The sequence below is a fragment of the Blastomonas sp. UPD001 genome (assembly GCF_003426715.1).
Classification (GTDB): domain Bacteria; phylum Pseudomonadota; class Alphaproteobacteria; order Sphingomonadales; family Sphingomonadaceae; genus Blastomonas.
Window position 1 is genome coordinate 1 of sequence record NZ_QKVT01000170.1, and the last position, 16662, is coordinate 16662.

Annotated in this window: 11 protein-coding genes; all 11 read right to left on the reverse strand. The window is 63.3% G+C overall.

Translation table 11 applies throughout. The features are described 5' to 3' along the window. Window positions 1-23: 23 nt before the first annotated feature. A complete protein-coding gene (locus DM995_RS20175) occupies window positions 24-1301 on the reverse strand; it encodes a type IIL restriction-modification enzyme MmeI (protein ID WP_198669535.1) in 1278 nt (425 codons plus the stop codon). Window positions 1302-1732: 431 nt separating this feature from the next. Next, the gene (locus tag DM995_RS20180; protein ID WP_116970832.1) at window positions 1733-3448 is read right to left on the reverse strand and encodes a UvrD-helicase domain-containing protein; all 1716 of its coding nucleotides are present in this window, start codon (window positions 3446-3448) and stop codon (window positions 1733-1735) included. Beyond that, the gene (locus tag DM995_RS20185; RefSeq protein WP_116970833.1) at window positions 3445-5565 is read right to left on the reverse strand and encodes an AAA family ATPase; all 2121 of its coding nucleotides are present in this window, start codon (window positions 5563-5565) and stop codon (window positions 3445-3447) included. The genes DM995_RS20180 and DM995_RS20185 overlap by 4 nt, the downstream gene beginning before the upstream one ends. A gap of 121 nt (window positions 5566-5686) precedes the next feature. Beyond that, on the reverse strand, window positions 5687-8320 hold the full coding sequence (locus DM995_RS20190) for an AAA family ATPase (RefSeq protein ID WP_116970834.1): 2634 nt from the start codon (window positions 8318-8320) through the stop codon (window positions 5687-5689). After that, on the reverse strand, window positions 8317-9426 hold the full coding sequence (locus DM995_RS20195) for a metallophosphoesterase family protein (protein ID WP_116970835.1): 1110 nt from the start codon (window positions 9424-9426) through the stop codon (window positions 8317-8319). The genes DM995_RS20190 and DM995_RS20195 overlap by 4 nt, the downstream gene beginning before the upstream one ends. A gap of 361 nt (window positions 9427-9787) precedes the next feature. After that, the gene (locus DM995_RS22010; protein ID WP_198669536.1) at window positions 9788-9946 is read right to left on the reverse strand and encodes a hypothetical protein; all 159 of its coding nucleotides are present in this window, start codon (window positions 9944-9946) and stop codon (window positions 9788-9790) included. 301 nt (window positions 9947-10247) lie between these two features. Then, window positions 10248-11174 (reverse strand): DUF2493 domain-containing protein, encoded by a 927-nt coding sequence (locus DM995_RS20200; protein ID WP_116970836.1) that lies wholly within the window; start codon window positions 11172-11174, stop codon window positions 10248-10250. A gap of 330 nt (window positions 11175-11504) precedes the next feature. Beyond that, window positions 11505-12536, reverse strand: a complete 1032-nt coding sequence (locus tag DM995_RS20205) for a DUF7146 domain-containing protein (RefSeq protein ID WP_116970837.1) — start codon at window positions 12534-12536, stop codon at window positions 11505-11507. A gap of 80 nt (window positions 12537-12616) precedes the next feature. Then, window positions 12617-14764 carry a ParB/RepB/Spo0J family partition protein gene (locus tag DM995_RS20210; RefSeq protein ID WP_116970838.1) on the reverse strand — a complete coding sequence of 716 codons (2148 nt, stop codon included), beginning with the start codon at window positions 14762-14764 and terminating at the stop codon, window positions 12617-12619. A gap of 141 nt (window positions 14765-14905) precedes the next feature. Continuing rightward, window positions 14906-15373, reverse strand: a complete 468-nt coding sequence (locus DM995_RS20215; RefSeq protein ID WP_116970839.1) for a GNAT family N-acetyltransferase — start codon at window positions 15371-15373, stop codon at window positions 14906-14908. Window positions 15374-15635: 262 nt separating this feature from the next. Next, window positions 15636-16662 (reverse strand): DUF932 domain-containing protein (locus DM995_RS20220; RefSeq protein WP_116970840.1); only part of this gene is annotated, 1027 nt, incomplete at its 5' end.

Sequence of the window (16662 nt, forward strand, 5' to 3'; positions counted from 1 at the left end):
AGCGCTTCTCATCCTGATCGTCGCTACCTTCTCACCCTGATCGTCGCGCTACAGCCCTCTTCAATCAGGGTGGCGGCCGCTCCGCGCACCCCGTCCCAATCGGCGCGCAGCGGCTCCATAATGGTCGGGCCGATCAGCCGCTCAACATAGGCGCGCGGGGTGTAATGGGCGCCGAGCTTGGCCCGCTCTTTGGGGTTGAGCGCGCGTTCGAGCAGGGTGCCGAAGATCGCGGGCTCGACCTCAGTCCAGACATGTTCGGCAGCCTGGATCAGGACCTCCAGTTCCTCGGCATCAAGGGGCAGGGCGGTGCGTTCCTTGAAGAGGTAGCCGTTGAACTTCCTGAGCGGCACGCCGAGCGCAGGCGAGAACTCGCCTTTGTCCATCGCGGCCCACAACGCGGAAAGCTGGTGTTCGAGATGCTCCGGGTGGGCGCGCTGGTTCTTGAGCAGCTGGGTGAAGCTGCCTTCGGGGATCAGCTTGCTGTCCTCGGCGAACATCGTGAACAACACGCGCATGAGGAAGCCGCTAGTGGTCTCGGCATCATAGCCGCGCTTTTCGAGGCGCCGGGCGACGGTGGCGAGCAGATTGGCAATGTCGCGGGTGACGCGGGCGGCGCGGGCGGTGGGATCGAGGCTTTTGGGATCGGTCCACATGGCGCGCAGACGGTCACGCACATCCTCGTCGCGCAGGTCCTCCAGCATGATCCGGTAGCGCGCGCGGTCGGGAAACTGGGCGTAGGCTTTGCCGGTGCCGGTGAAGTCGGCATAGACCTCGATACAATAGCCGATGTCGGCGACGAGCAGGAACGGCGGCCAGCCATGATCGACGGGAAGCGCCTTGGCGTAGCGTTCGGCCTGGCCCTTGGCCTGAACCATCGCCTTGGCCCATCCCGGCGTGCCGCGCCGGGCGGTGCCCCGGGCAACACGGGTCTTGGCGGTCTGGCCGAAGATGTCGAGATCGTCCTCGCCTTTGTCGGCAGCCGCACGGTCCGCCTCGCTGCCCTGCTTGGCTTCGAGGATGAAGCAGCCGCGCTTGTAGCAGTCGATCCGGCCGAAGCTGGTGGTGCCGTCGCCATTGTCCTGAAAGACCCGGCGTTCGAAGACGTAGTCGTTGGTCGCGTCATCGGCCTTAGCGCCGCGGGGCGGATCAACACCGAGCAGACCGGCTAGCCCATGGATAAAGGACTGCGTGTTGGCGAGTTCGGACCCGCCCGTCTCCCGCCATTCGGCGATAAACGCTTCGATTCTGTCCTGCCCCGTTGCCATCAAGTGCTTGTAGTCATCACATTGCCCGAGCGGCAATCAGCAAAGAGAGGCGCCTCGCGTATCCAAGGGAAGGAGTTGCTCCTCTGAGGCGCAAACCTTCGGCGAATGGGCCGATCGCAGAACGACAGTGGTCGACCCACAGCCGGTCGTTCTCATCTGTCACTATGAATGTCCGCTCCTGACAGAAGCTGCCGATTAGGCCGATTTTAGCGGACAGTCAGCTGTGCGCCCTAAAAGTCGCCGTTCGCCGGAACTACCGTAAGTGCGGAAAGCCGCCATTCGGCCGGCTGGGTTCGCGAGAGGGTTGTGGCCGCAGCCGAGGCCCGAGCTCTGGCTGCTCGGCAGAGCCTAATGTCGACTGCCCGGAAATTGATAAGGCCTCTTCCGCTCGGACCGGCCCCTTACCTCGTAGGGTGAGCGCTGCGGGACCGGGAAGATCAATGCCACTAGGAGGCTCACCTGTTTGGCTAGAGGGTGAGGGCGACGACATTACCGGCCCCGAATAGTTTCTCGGCTGATTGAAGCGCCGTAGGCGACAGAGTTTGAGTGGCAAGAACGGCCAGCTTCCTTTTCGGCCGCGAAACCGCAACGTAAAATAGGTTCCGGGCGCGATAGTAGCTCTTCTCGTTCTTTGCTGTGATGGCGCCGGTGGACAGCAGCTCGAGCAGCTGAGGCCAATTATAATGGTTCCACCCGCCGCCAAGCACGACGATGACGTTGTCGAACTCCGCGCCCTTAACGCTGTGCTGTGTCGCAAATGGCGTCTGGCCCTCGATAAATTCGGCGAGCCGCACCAGCTCCTGGTACGGCGCCTCGCGAACGAGACCATGCTCCTGGAGCGAGCGCGGCAACTCCGCACCGTTTCCGGCCGCGGCGAGCTCCTGCTCACGCCTAACAATTCGGTCCGGTAGCCGAGGTCGACCTGTCCCCTTCAGGAGGTCGACGACGTCGCCTATGCTTCCGTTGGCGCGCGCGTCCGCTAACGCGGCCATGTCAGTCGCCCACGCAAGCTTATCTTCATGCGCGCTGAGCTCTGGTCGTGACCCGAGGATTTTGAACATGTCGCCGAAGCGCTTCTCGGTGAAAGCGCGACACATCGGCTCCACGGTGTCGACAAGGAACGCGATCAACGGATCCTCCTTCTTCGCGAAGGAGTCATTGTAACGATAAGCCTTGGCGATCGTGGGATAGCCGCGCTCAGCGGCAATCGCGTTATGCGTCAGCATAAGGATCTTCGTCTTCTCAGATGACAGATCCCACCCGTCCTCCTTCAGCCTTTCCGTCAGCTTCGCCATAAAATCCCGGCTGACCTCGGGCGGCGTGTCGTTCTTGGATGACGAGCTGTTGGTCCGCTCACCGGTGTAGGAATTGGCATGAAAGAACCGCGCCTCGCCTTTAGCGTCGGGATCCTTGACGGCCTGCATCAGCTCCGGTCGCAACGCGTTCAGCACGTTCACCACCGCGGGCACCGACCGAAAGTTCGAACCCTTGTCGATCGGTTCAAGGGAGGGATAGTCCGCCAGACTATAGTCGCTTCGGTAGATTGTCTGCCAGTGATCGCCGAAGAAGCCGATCCTGGGACCGGTGCCGGTGGCTAGGAAATGCTCTGCCAGCGCCGCCATGAAGTGAGGGTCGGTGTCCTGATACTCGTCCACGAAGATAACGGGATATGTCGCGGCAAAGAGGGACCGAAATTTCGGCTTTCCAAGAAGTTGCGCCATGAAGCGAGGGACGTCGTCGTGATGGAGCGTGATGCGCTTCTCGTCGATGCCGAAAAAGCCCAGCTGATATTCCACGACCTGGTCAGCGATCCCGCCTGCTTCCGCGATCTTGTCCTGTTTGTCCTCCATGCCAGCGACGAGCGCCCGCAAATCCTTCTGGAACCTGGACATGAACCCCCAGCAGAAAGCATGGATGGTCTCGACCAGAATCGCGGGGTGCTGCTCGATCTCTTGCGCGATCTCCTCCCGCGCCACCTCGGTGTAAGTTATGCACGCGACTTTCTGGCCTGCTCGCTGCAGGTCGCGGCCGCGCTCGTTGATGAGCTTCTTGAGCGCCTCGACGAGCGAATAGGTCTTGCCGGCGCCGGCGCCGGCTTCCAGCCGGAAGTTGCGACCTTCGTCCAGGCACGCGTCGACCCGTTTCTGCGCCTCCTTGGCAGACTCGACCGCAGGGTTCGTCATAGATCGTACTGCGGCGCGGAGCTCTCGGACGCAGCCGGACTATCGTTCGAGCCTTCCGCGATCGGCGGCGCGCCTGCGCCGACACCAGCAAGCGATGGCGGATATTCCGGAGGCGGGGGCGGCTCGGATAACCAGGTCAGGCCTTGCTTGATGTATTTTGGAACGGCCCAATCCGCTTCCTGGATGGCGAACCGCAGGGCGGTCTCCGATTTGCTGAGGTCCTGCGCCATTTCCCACGCGAGCAAACCGCGATCGCCTTCCTCAGGCAGGCCAAACCGCTCAGGATTTGCGAGGATCAGCGCATCCTCAAAGCTTCGCCCGCACCAGCTCGAGCCATCTTCCGGAACCTGGTAAGCGATTGAGCGATAGCGAGAGAGCTTATCTGCCGGCGTCTTGGCGCAGAGCGCCTCGATGCTGATCTGCTGGCCCTTGGGGACCGAGAACCAGCTTCGGATCGCGGCGTTCGAGCTGTGCTCGCCTTCGGCGCAAGGACATTTGACCGCGCGCTGCTTATCCTTGGTCTTGTCGATGCGAACCGCATCGATGTCGGTGATGATCAGGCTCTTCAGTTCCAGGAAGTCGAGGAGCGGGTAGAAGATGTGCGCGTAGGCGCCGCCGACCTCGATCGTCGTGATATATTGGCGGCCGAGCTTCCGTTCGGGCGCGAGCCACTCGTCGACGAGCCGCACGATGCGGGGCATCAGGATGCGCTCGGTGGTCCCCTCGACCAGGATCGCCTTGTCCGCGAAATACAAATCGCATTGGGTCAGGGTCATGTACTGATGGAGGAACTCGCGATCTTCCTGCGGGATAGCAACGCTGCCTTTGCGGAAATCCTTGACCTTGGTACGCCGCGCTCCTGTCGCATCCTGGGTCGAGCTTAGAAAATAGCGCACCGCTTCGAACGAAGCCGCGTTCGCGATGTGCGGCGAGTGTGTCGATATGACGAACTGAACCTGCCAGACTGGCTCGCCTACATATTTGGCGGACAGTGCCGCTACGGCGGCGTTCAACTGTGCGATCAGCACCTCTTGCATCTGGGGATGCAGGTGCGCCTCCGGCTCTTCGATGAAGACGAGATGGGTACCGGGCCGGATTGAGCGAGCGCGGTATGCTTTATGAAATGTCTCGAGCTGCAACAGCATGTAGATCAGATTACGGGTGCCGAGGCCGTTATAACCCTCGGGTAGATGGACACCGTGCTGGCCGGTGTAGAAGATCTTCGTGTGATCCGAGAGAAGCGTCTCGACGTTGAGGGACGTTTCAGGCCTGAGCTCGGCGTCGTTGAGACCCGGGAAGCCGAACGCGCTCAATGCCGGCAGCAGGTCTTTCACCATCGTATCGAAGTCGTTCTGAATCGTCTGTTCGATCTGACTGACAGAGGTCTTCAGCGCGGCCGCCAGGGCTTGGTCGCTCTCCGCGGCCGTCATCGAGCTCGCGGTCTGGAATAGCGTTCCAAGGAGCCGCCCAATCACGGCGGTATCGCTCGGCTTGCTGCTGTCGAGCGTTCGCTGCGCGCGGACGAAGCCGCACTGAACGAGGGCGGACAGGGCGCCGGTCCCGTCGAGTACGCGGAAGTTGGTCGGGTCCGTGGGGTCGATCGCCGTTACGCTTATGCGATAGGCTCTAGGCAAGGTTTCACGGAGTTGGCGGTAGAAATGCGCGACGGCGTCGCTGCCGGCCTCTGCCTCCTGGACATCGAACAAGGTCGCAAGCGAGGCGGACGAAGCCCCATATTCGATCCGCGCGACGGCGGTGGAGCAGCTAAGATCAAGGTCGATTACGAATGGTGCGAGAGGGCCGAGCTCGCCGACCGAGGGATCATATTTGAACGTTAGCGTGACCGCGATCGCCGGAAGGAGAGCGAGAACCTCCTCCGGGGTGCCGCCGGCGTCACGTTTCGCCTTCGCTTCGAGAAACTTGCCTCGGGTACCGGCCGAGAAATCCTCCAGCCTGAACTTGGGCCCATGCTCCCCTGCGAGACGATCAAAGATCTCCGTGAGAGAGGTTTTGCCGCTATTGTTTCGGCCGACGATGACGGTCGCAGTCGGTTCGAGCAGCAGCTCGACGTCTTCCAAGAGCCGAAATCCCTGTACCTGGATCTTCTCGATAAGCATTGATTCAATCTCGGCTTTGGATGTTCGTCTGACCTAAACAGGCTTGCGGCGAGTGGATTTGAGCTAGCTGTGGCTCCGGTATTGCCGGTAGCAAGCGGACCCGCCCGGCGGCGGGTATTGCTTAAGCGGCGGCACGGAGGAGGATCCTGTTTCCGGGCACATGGCGAAAGGCGCGATCGCGGCACGTCAGCAGGATGATCTGCATCCGCGTCGCTGCCTCTGTCAGGATCTCGATCATCGTATCGAGCCGACCATCGTCGGAATAAACAAGCGGATCGTCCAGGATCAGCGACACGGGCTTCCCTTGTTCAAGCAGCAGGTCAGCGAAGGCTATGCGAGTGAGCACGGCGAGCTGCTCCTGCGTGCCACGGGAGAGATTGGCGCAGCTTTCGTCGACGCCAGTGCGGCTGACGCTCGCGAGCGATAGATCCTCGGCAAAGGTAAGATCGCAGTCCGGCAGCAGTTGCGAGATATACCGCTTCGCGCGTTTCGCGACCGGACCGACGAATTTGGCGGCAGTCTCGTTTCTTGCGCTTTCCAGTGTGTCACGGAGCAGCTTCAGCGTGTCTGCTTCCTCCGTGACCCGCTGGAGCGCGGCATTCGCCGCTTCGACTTCCTCTTGAGCCGCCGCAGCGCGATCGGCCAAGCCGAGGCCGCCTTCGCTCTCTATCGTGCCCTCAAGCCGGGCGATCTCGGTTTCTAGTCTCGTGCGCGTGTCAGCGGTGACCCGGACGCGGGCGTCGATGACCTCGATCTTGCGATTGATCGCGCCGACATCATGCGCCGATGCGTTCCGCTCGGCCTCTACCAGGCGAACGGCCGCGTGCGCTGCCGTTTCTCGCGCTCGCTCGAGATCGACATCCAGAGTCGCCCATTCCGGACGAGCCTCAATCTCTTTGAGTAGGGCGGCCGCGTTGGCGAGGTCGCTCAGCGCGCCCGCTTCGGCCAAAGCGAGCGGTGCGTCAGCTTCTTCGGCACGGCGCAGCGCCGCGATTGCGCTGTCCTGTGTACCCTCGGCCCGCGCGAGCTTCGTGTCGGCCGCCTCGACGGCAGCGGCCAGCGCGTTCATATCGGGGAGCGAAGCCTCCGCCTCAGGCTCCTCAGGCTCGAGCTCTCCGACGAACAGTTTCAACGCGTCAGCGCCGGCTGCGATCTGGAGCGTATCGTCGGCAGGTGTGGCCGCCTGGATCCGTGCAGTAAGTGTGCGAAGTTCAGCGGCAGCATCGCGAGCCGCCTCGTTGCGAGATCGAGCAGCTGCAAGATCGGCTACGTGGAGCTCGTCGAGCGCGGCCTTCCGTTTGTGGATTGCTGCAGCGAGGGTCTCCTCAGCGCTCGCAGCCGCGGCCGGCGGGCTGACGATCAACAGGGTCTTTCCGATCTCTATGCTGGCCGGACGGGTGATGGTGCGCTCGCCAGCGGGCATCGGCTTGCCGTCGATCGTTACCCCATGGATGGTGCCGGAAAGCGTCAGTCGCGTCGCGCCCGCGTCCACGACGGCTTGAGCCTGGCTTACCGCACGATCGTTCGCTTCGAGGGCTTCGATAGCCTTGGCCGGAATGGCAGTTGCGGCACGCGCCTTTGCCTCGCCGTGCAACTGCTCGAGCTTCAGCAGCTCATCATGGCGACGTCGCGCGGCGGCGATCGCCGTCTGGCGACGGCTGAGCCGGACAGCCTGTTCACCCGCTGCAAGCGCTGCTCGGGCGTCATGACGCTCGCCGCGCGCCGCCTCGAGGTCATCGCGTGCCGCAGCGACCTTGGCCTTGCCGGTCGCAAGCGCCTCGCGGAGCTCGGCACGTTTTGCGCGTGCTGATTCCACCGCGGTCGTGGCGCTATCGCGCGAGATCATCGCCGCCTCGTGGCGAGATTTCAGGTCTTCCAGTCCCTTCAGTTTCGTAACGGCCGCCTCCTGCTCGGCCTTTCGGGTCGATAGGATTTGCGCGGCCGCGCGGGCGATCTCGAGGGAGTCGACAAGCTCCTTGCGCGCTTGCGCATCGGTCTCGTCGGCAATCTCCCGTTGGATGATTTTAAGCCGCCCGCGCGCGGCATCGAGGTCGGAGAAGCTCCTCTCCAATGCGGCGAGGCGATCACCCGCTTCGCGTGCAGCCGCGATCGCAGCGTCAGCCCGTTCCCGCGCATCGTTCTGCCGCCCGCGCTTCTGGCCGGTCGGCGACCAGTAAAGCTCATATTGTGCGTCGATCCGTTGGCGCACGCGCCGATAGGCGTCTCCGCCCATGATCGAACCGACCTCGGCCTCGAGCGTGGACGCGATCGTGTCGCGAACGATCTGCCCCGGACCCGCGACGGCGAGCGCCTCGGTTTGCGCGACCCACAGCAACCCCAACGCCCCATAGGTCGAAACATCGCCTCCGCGACTGGTGTCACGGACCGAGCCGAACAGCGTGTTGAGCCGGGCTTCCGCGTCATCGCCTTGGGCCCGGCCCTGGGGACCGGAAATCTCAAGCGAGGGGCTCCTGAGGAAGCGCTTCGTCAGCGACCAGGGAGAGCCGTCGACGTCGAAGCTCACCTTGATCTCTGGACCAACTGCTTCGCCGTAGGGCGCGAATGACTGGGCGAGCTGATTGCGCGTGTTGTGACGGACGAAGAAGGCGGCGCGCAGCGCCTCGAGCAGCGTCGATTTCCCGGTTTCATTCGGCTCGATGACGATGTTCAATCCGTCCGATAGATTCTCGATCGCGAAGGGCTTCCGGAACTTCCGAAAGCCATCGATCGCGATTTGCCGGATGACGAGGCTCATGCCTGCTCCTCTCGGCTGTACTCGACGAACAATCGTTCGAGCGCGCGCTTCGCGATGACGCCTTCCGGCCCGCCAGCGCCGATCTTCGCGTTGAGCATTGTCGCGGCGGTCCCCAGCATCCCTTCCACGGCCAATGCAGCCAGGTCTTCTTCACGCGGACGTCCGACCAGGTCATCCGCGCGAACGGCCAGATGCCGCAGGCGATGACCCAGGTCGTTCTCCAGCCGCGCGAGCATCGCAACCCGGTCGCCAAGGCTGGTGATGCCCGCCAGCCTTAGCTGCAGAAGCGTGTTCGGCGCGTCGACATACGCAAGGAGCTCGTTGCACTCGGCATCAAAGGCAGCCTTATCGTTGACCGTCCAGTCGCGGTTGAGCCATTGAAAGCGGCCCGTCCGGATCGGCGTCACTGTGGGCGCGAGGTCGGGGTGGACTTCGACAACGAGCGCTCCGCCTGGTTCATCGCGCTGGAAGCGGTCGGTCTCCGGAGTTCCGGCATACCATGTCCGCGGATCGACCCTGAGGGTCCCGTGCCAGTCGCCGAGGGCGAGATAGTCGAGGTTCGACAGCCGAGCACGGTCCGGCGCGATCTGGTTCCTTGTCTCCCCGCGCGATCCAAAATCACGAATTGAGCCGTGTGCCACGCCAATGCGCAGCCGGGCGCCTGGCGTCTCCATCGTGTCGAAGAGCGTTGTCGGATCCTCCAAATTGTGCCGGTGGATGAGCGGTGCGGGCAGCAACCAGATCTGCTCCTCTATCTTGCGAGGTTCGGGTTCCGAGAGAATGACGATCTTGTCACCGGCGCGCTGCCGAACGCGATCCCATAGGCCGCCATTCCGCGCGAAGTCGTGGTTCCCGGGCAGCAGCCACCAGCGGCAGGCGTGTCGGTCCATGCGCGAGATCGCCTGCACGATGGTGCGATCTTCCGGGCCTTCGGTGTCGAATATGTCGCCGGCTACGATAATGTCCTGAGCGCCATGCTCGGCGGCGGCTCTCCCAAGCGAGTCGACGGCTTCGAAGCGGGCTTCCGTCAACGCCCCGCGGACGTCGGGATCGAAGCGGCCGAAAGGTTTGCCGAGCTGCCAGTCAGCGGAGTGGATAAACTTCATCTAGTCCTTATAGCGTCTCCCGCCGCAGACAGACACCCCATCTGCTTTAATCAGGCGCAGTTCTTTCGTTATCTGCGAGAGCATTGCAACCCGACCGCCGGTATTCATAAACGGCAGCTTTGTACGGTCCGTTCTCTGCAAGATGCCCTTCAGCAACCGGCCCAGCATCGGTCGAACGAGGATCACATGCGAGTGAGCTTGGGATGTCTGCACTCGCTAAAAGAGGCCATCTCAGCGGCGAGACGGGAACGACGGCTTTGTCCCAATACACGACCGTTCAGCCAAACTGGTAGCTATGTCCGCTTCCTTGGAATCTGCAGGTGAACAGCAATGGCCAAGGTAAGGGCGCTAGGCCGCCCTTTCAAAACGGATCATACACTCGGACAACCAGCATCGGATCGCCATCGTATTCGGCATCGGTCATGACAGCGTAGCCATCGCTGGTCTGGATGAGAACTACGCAGGTCATCAGCGTCTTAGCTAGGCTCCAGGCGAACTTTTGGGCGGTGGGAAGCGACATGATCTATGCTTCTGTTTCCGGAGCGGGGACCGCCCCCGCTCGACAGGCGCACAGGCGACCGACGCGCGGCCGCGATCACCGGAGGCGAAGCTGAAGGCCGCAAGCTGTGCTTAGCGGACCCTTTGCGGGTTGATCGTCACAAGGCGGTGCTTAGGTCAGAGGTAAGCCAGAGAGAGCGGGGTGTTCCCGCTTCGGAACGGGATGCAGCGTCGATTCAGCGCCCCGAAGTTTGCCGTCGTCCCGCTCACGCTGATGACTGTCGGGACAGTACTCCTGCCAGCGCTCAGGCAATGCCGATTGGTCAGCTTGGCGGCTGGCTCTTGCGGAAGTCGAACACGGGGATGCCGAGCTTGCGGGCCTTGTCGGCAAGGTTGTCCTGAATGCCGGTGCCAGGGAACACCACGACCCCGATCGGAAGGACGTCCAGCATGGCATCGTTGCGCTTGAATGGTGCCGCCTTTGCATGTTTGGCCCAATCGGGCTTGAACGCCAGCTGCGTCACCTTGCGGTTGTCGGCCCAGCAGGCGGCAATGCGCTCTGCACCCGACGGCGCACCGCCGTGCAGCAGAACCATATTCGGATGTTTGGCGCGGACGCGGTCCAATGCCGCCCAGATCGCGTCGGTGTCATTGCAATGCTTACCACCCGTGAATGCGACCTTAGGGCCAGGGGGCAGCATGACCTCGGTTTCGGCACGGCGGCGCGCGGCGATGAAGTCGCGGCTGTCGACCATGGCTGCGGTCAGGGCGCGGCGGTTCACAAGGCTGCCATGGCGCGGATGCCAGGCCGAACCGGTATGGGTGCGATAAAGATCGCAGGCTGCATCGCGCATCAGTTCATGGGCATTACGCCGCTCGATCAATGTCAGGCCCTGGGCCAACAATCGTTCAAGTTCGACCGATGCGACCTCGGAGCCGTCCTGCTCTCGCTGTGATCGACGCTGCGCCTGCTCATTATCGTCGAGCTCGCGTTCAACCCGCTCGGCGGCACGGTGGAACAGGTTGACCGTCGACCAGAGCAGATCGTCGAGATCGGGTTCGAGCCGGGTGTCGGCAAGCGTACCGATCAGGGCGTCGAAAATATCGGCGATGGCACCAGCGACGCGGTCGCCTTCGGGCAAGGGGCGCGAGTCGGGTTTGTCGTGGAATGGCCGGAAGCCGTAGAGCTGCAGCTCATCGAGAATATGCGCGGTCGGGGATTGCTCCTGGGGTTCGTCGGGATCGGTCATGGCTGTCGCTCCGTTGTTGGACCGCGCCTCTCGCGGCCTTCATGGGCGAGCAAAGAGCGGGGGCGGAGCGGGTCGGCACCCTTGTGGCCGCAGCGAAGCGGAGGATGGCGAGCACGACTTTCTTGGCGCGCGAGGAGCCGCGCATCCGGGGTCCCCGCGCGGCTTGGCGCGTGGGGTGGTCGCGGCGGGGAAGAAAGTCGCGCACAGCCATTGCCGGCCCGGTCGGCTTCCGCTTCTCTCGCCCCTCTCGAAGGCAGAGGCGCGGCTCTGTCAGGGGAGTGATGGAACATGGCGAACATAGCTCGGGCGCAGAGACGTCACCGCCTGTGCTCAGCCAATGAACTGTTCGGCATCCTCCGGGGCAAGTTGCACTCGCACCGCTGCCCGCATCTCGTCCCGGCCAAGCTGCTGCAAGTCGTCGTTGAAGTCTCCAAGGCTGGCAGTCAGCATCAACGGCTCGATACCAGCCCCGATCGCGCGGTCGGCCAACGTGTCAGCCGCTTGTTGTCCAGCAGGATCGTTATCGCGCGCAATGTAAAGACGGCGGAGCGATGGTGTGATTTGTAACGCGGACAGGTGACCCGCTGAGAGACCGGCGATCATGGGCATGGTCGGCATGATCTGACAGAGCGACAATATCGTTTCGATGCCCTCTCCGGCGACCATGACTGATCCGGCCCGACCAAACCGCAAGCCGTTGCCGAGGAGATTACCCATGGCGCGACGCGGAGTGGCGACGGGTGCCTTTCCATTGCCGTTCGGATCGAGCCAGGTACGGTGGATGCCGGTCAGTGATCCGTCATCGATGCGGACTGCTGCAATCAATGCCGGGAAGGCGCTCGGTGTGCCAAGTTGATCGTCTTCGTCGGCGCGATACCAGCAGTGGGGATGGAACCGCAACGAGCCGCATTCGCGCAGGTCGATGATGCCACGCTGGCGCAGATAGGTCTCGGCAAGCGTGTCAAAGATCGGCTGCGATATCGCCCACAGCCGTCGTGCAGCTTCCGTCGATCCGGTCGGTACGGGCGGCAGCGGTTCAAATGCCTTTGGCGCTGGCGGCGGCAGAGACAGAAAGCGCCGCGCTTCCTCCAGAGTGTCGGCAAGCGACGTCAATCGCTGGTTGGCAGTGATGAGGTCAAGCAGGTCGCCATGCTCGCCGGTGGCCGCATCGGTCCATTTGCCCGCAGCGCCCTTGCCCGCATCGGGTCCGGTCAAGCGCACGAACAGGCTGCGCCCCGGTGTGCCTTCGATATCACCGATCAGCCAGTAGCGGCCCTGTCGGCGGCCTTGCGGAAGATAGTGACGGCAGACGCTTTCTGCATTCCGGGCAAGCTGCCGTGCAAGGTTGGATGCATCGTGCATCTGATCCTCCTGAGACAAGAAGAGGGTCCGCCGAGGGGAACGGCGGACCCTCAGTTGCGAGCGGGTCTGGGGAGCGCGACCTACTCGGCGGCGACGGCGAAGGGGGTGTCGCCCTCGGCCTCGGCATTGTCGTCGATCGGCGCTTCGTCCGCCACGGACCGTGCGCCGTCGTCTGCCGCCGACCGCGCTTCGCCAATGACATCGGCATCGACGACGGCCTCATCGATGGACGACTCGACCTCGCCTTCGATCGGCGTTGGGATCGTCTGACCGGGCGTACGAAGCGGTTCGGGCAACCAGCCGCTGCCTTCGAGCAGCACAGCCGCCCGTGCCGCCATGTCGGGCTTTTTGAGGTGGGCGATGCTCTCGGCGGCACGTTCGCCCTTCGCTTCGGCCACGGCCTGAATGATCCGCGCCTTGGTCACACGGCTGAGGAACCCGTCAACCGTCGGTGCCCAACCTGCCGCCGCCATGTCGAGATCGACCGCCTTGGCGAGCATATCGGCATGGGCGAGCGCACGCGGCCTGCGGTTGTAAGCCTCGAACGTGGCGTTGACCGTGCAGGCGATGCAGTGGGCGAACAGCGACTTCTGCTGCTCGCCGTCCATGTCGCCAAGCGCATCCCACAGCGCTTCGGGCTGCGCGGGCAGCAGGTCGCCAAGCGCCTGGTGCCGCGCATCAATCGCCTGCGCCGACGCCGTGTCACCAAGCCCCGGTGCCTGCTGGCCGAACCCGACATGCTTGGCGTCGAGTTCGAGGCAGCTGTCGAGCGCGTAGCGATAGAACAGCCGCAAGACGAGCGCATGGAGGCAGGCGTGGAATGCCACCTCCGGCGACCGGGCCACCGCGTCACGCAGCGCCAGCGTGCGGTGCGCGGTCAACTCCGACATAAGCCGGTCGGGAATGGGGCGCAGGCTTTCATCCTCATCGGGCTCAGGCGCCGCCTCGACATTGCGGTCGATGCCGGCCTGCTCACCGCCATGATCGGAGCCGTTATCGGCATGGCCGTAATCGCCTTCCACAACCGCACCCTGCTCGGGCTCGATGAACAGTTCGTCCTCGGGCCGCACGAACCCGCGCTCGATCCGCAGGCTGCCATCGGGCGCAATGCTGATGAATGCACCAGCACGCGATACCTCGTCGGCATCATAGGCCAGCGGTCGCTGGTCGAGCGCCTCGATCGCGGTTTCCAGCTCGCCCAGCCGCTCATCGACCGCGTCGGGCAGTTCAGGCGCGTCCTCGTGCTCGGCGACCAGTGCATCATATTCGGCCTCGAGCGCGTCGCGCGTTGCCTGTTCCTCGGCGGTGATCGCCACCGGCGTGCCGCGCAGCTGGCGAAGCCCATAGGTGTGGCCATAGGGGAAGTCGGGCGCTGCATCGATCCAGCGCCAGCCTTCAGCCTGTACCTTCATCTCCTCTTCGCGCAGGCGCTCGGAGACCATCAGGTCGACGAGGCCGACATCCTGTAGCCAGCCGCCGTCGTCGCCCTGGAACAGGTCACGCATGACGCCGCCGCCCGCCTCGATATAGGCATCGATGTCGATGAACCGGGCGCGCTTGTCGCATGCACGCACCGCGCCTTCGGTCAGCATGCGCCGGATCGCGTATGGCTGGCGGTCGTAGGAGGCGGTGAGCCGTTCGAAGACCTGCTCCTGACGCTCATGGTCGCCATTGACGGTGAACGCCATCAGCTGGTCGAGCGTGATCTCGTCCTCGGCATAGGCGTCGAGGATCTTCGGCGTCACGCTGGCGAGCTTCAGGCGCTGCTTGACCACCGCTACCGACACGAACTGGTGGGCGGCGATCTCCTCCTCGGACTGGCCCTTCTCGCGGAGCGCCAGAAATGCGCGGAACTGGTCGAGCGGGTGCAGCGGTGCCCGCTGGATGTTCTCGGCCAGGCTGTCTTCCTCGGCATCGCCTTCGGTGCGGATGATGCACGGCACCGGTGCGTTGCGCGGCAGCTGCTTGCGCTTCACCAGCAGTTCGAGCGCCCGGTAGCGGCGACCGCCCGATGGCACCTCGAACATGCCGGTCTCGTTGCCATCGGCATCGACGACGGCTCGGACGGTGAGCGACTGCAGCAGCGTGCGTCGGGCGATATCCTCGGCAAGGTCCTCGATGCCGACACCTGCCTTGATCCGGCGGACATTGGACTGCGACAGCACTAGCTTGTCGAACGGGATATCGCGCGAGACGCTGAGCGCGAGCTTGGGATTGGACTTGGGCATGATACTTCTCCGGACGGCCCGGCCGGGAGCCTCTCTCCCGACACCTCGAACCGTCACGAAGCGAAGCGCCGCCCTCTTCCTCTAGAAGAGAGCGACGCCGCAGGTCTCGACGGAGCGGAGATGAATCCGCTCCACCGCATGTTACAGGTGTTTCCAGAAGACGATCTTGTCGCCGCCCACGTCATAGAATTCCCGGATCCGGGCCTCTTCGACGTAACCGTTGCGCAGGTAGAACGAGCGCGTTCGCGCATATTCTGGCGTGCCGAGCGTCTCGACGAGGAGAAGACGGTGACCTGCAGAGCGCAACAGGTCTTCGAGATGGGCTACAATTTTCGCTCCGGCGCCTTGGCTTTGGTGATCAGGCGAAATGCCGATCGCCAGCATGTTCCATGTGCCGTTGGTGAGCCGCTCGGGCTCGCAGAATACAAACCCGATGATTGTGTCATCGACACACGCCGTCAGCCAGACATCATCTTTGCTCCCGTCCAGATATCCCGCAATCATGCCAGGAAGCATGTCAGCCGGGAACAGGTCGGTCGTTTCGGCGATATGGCCGATGGCGTGGAGATCGCCCGCTAGTGCGGGACGGATAGATACTGTGTCGCTCATTGTTCAGTGCTTTCGATGCCGAAGCGCAGCCAGCGTGGACGCGGGCGTGTTTCGCATAGGGATGATTGGAGTCGAAGATGCACCAATCGCGTCGCCGAAATCGATCCGGCGACAATCAGCTCATCCCTGTTGCTCAGTCCTGATCGATTAGGACTGACGCCGGCACACAATCATAAACATCAAAGCTCCCTGCCGCGCTTGGCGCGACAGGGCTTTGATATGCCAGTGCCATAAGCAACGCAATGCCGCGTGGCAGCCGCCGTCAGGTTGCACGGTCGAACAGTTTCTTGGCGCGACCTTCCAGATCGAGCCGGGCGTCTTGCTGCGCCTTGCTGCGCGCGAAAGCAGTGATGCCCTGGACGAAGTCGAACACGGACTCGGGCGGACGTCCCTCCTCGGCCAGCACCGTGTCGATGATCCTGGCTGTCTCGGCCTTGCCGAACCCACGCTTGCGCAGGAAGTCGGTGCGATCTTCGTCTGAGCGCGCTACGATGCGCTCGCGCGCCTGCCGGATGCCGTTGACGAACGGCGTCGGCGAGGAGTCTGCGAACCGCGTCAGTGCTGGTGCCGCCTCATGCGCAAAGCGATTGGCGGCGTACTTGCTGTGCCGGATGCTGATCTCCTCGAAATCCTCAACTCCCCAGAGATTACGGTTCTGGCAGACGGCACGAAGGTAGAAGCTGGCGATGCCGAGTGTTTTGGCGCCCACCTCACTATTCCAGCAATAGAAGCCCCGGAAGTAGAGGTCGGGCGATCCATCGGGCAGTTTGCCCGCCTCGATCGGGTTGAGATCGTCGACCAGGAACAGGAACACGTCTCGGTCGCTGGCATAAAGCGTGGTGGTATCGGCGCTGATATCCACCATCGGATTGTAGATGCCGGTCGACCAGTCGAGCACACCCGGCACCTTCCAGCGTGTGTCGCCGGTGCCGTTGCCCGCGATCCGCTGTACGGCGGTGACGAGCTCATGATCGTAGATGCGGCCATAATCCGGGCCTGTGACGGCGCGCAGTTCCATGCGGCCATCATCAGTTTCCAGCGTCTTGACCTGCTCGGCCCGGTGGTTGGTAAGGCCATATTGCAGGTTGATACCTGCCAGCGGTGCCGGAAGCTGCCGCAGATACGCTGCTGGAGCGCCGACCAGGGCTGCCAGCTGGCCAAAGCTCCAGTGCGTTGGCGCGATCGGTTGCTCGGCACCGGGCAGGATCAGGTCGAGCCGTTCGGGATTGTCGCGGCTCGCTTCGACTCGCACCGCCGCACTTTCCACCGTGCGCGTTCGGCTGCGTTCG

What these genes read in the sequence shown, in the direction of transcription:
- DM995_RS20195 (WP_116970835.1), bottom strand. Translation starts at nt 9,426, where the DNA reads ATGAAGTTTATCCACTCCGCTGACTGGCAGCTCGGCAAACCTTTCGGC.
- DM995_RS20215 (WP_116970839.1), bottom strand. Translation starts at nt 15,373, where the DNA reads ATGAGCGACACAGTATCTATCCGTCCCGCACTAGCGGGCGATCTCCAC.
- DM995_RS20185 (WP_116970833.1), bottom strand. Translation starts at nt 5,565, where the DNA reads ATGCTTATCGAGAAGATCCAGGTACAGGGATTTCGGCTCTTGGAAGAC.
- DM995_RS20180 (WP_116970832.1), bottom strand. Translation starts at nt 3,448, where the DNA reads ATGACGAACCCTGCGGTCGAGTCTGCCAAGGAGGCGCAGAAACGGGTC.
- DM995_RS22010 (WP_198669536.1), bottom strand. Translation starts at nt 9,946, where the DNA reads ATGTCGCTTCCCACCGCCCAAAAGTTCGCCTGGAGCCTAGCTAAGACG.
- DM995_RS20210 (WP_116970838.1), bottom strand. Translation starts at nt 14,764, where the DNA reads ATGCCCAAGTCCAATCCCAAGCTCGCGCTCAGCGTCTCGCGCGATATC.
- DM995_RS20190 (WP_116970834.1), bottom strand. Translation starts at nt 8,320, where the DNA reads ATGAGCCTCGTCATCCGGCAAATCGCGATCGATGGCTTTCGGAAGTTC.
- DM995_RS20200 (WP_116970836.1), bottom strand. Translation starts at nt 11,174, where the DNA reads ATGACCGATCCCGACGAACCCCAGGAGCAATCCCCGACCGCGCATATT.
- DM995_RS20205 (WP_116970837.1), bottom strand. Translation starts at nt 12,536, where the DNA reads ATGCACGATGCATCCAACCTTGCACGGCAGCTTGCCCGGAATGCAGAA.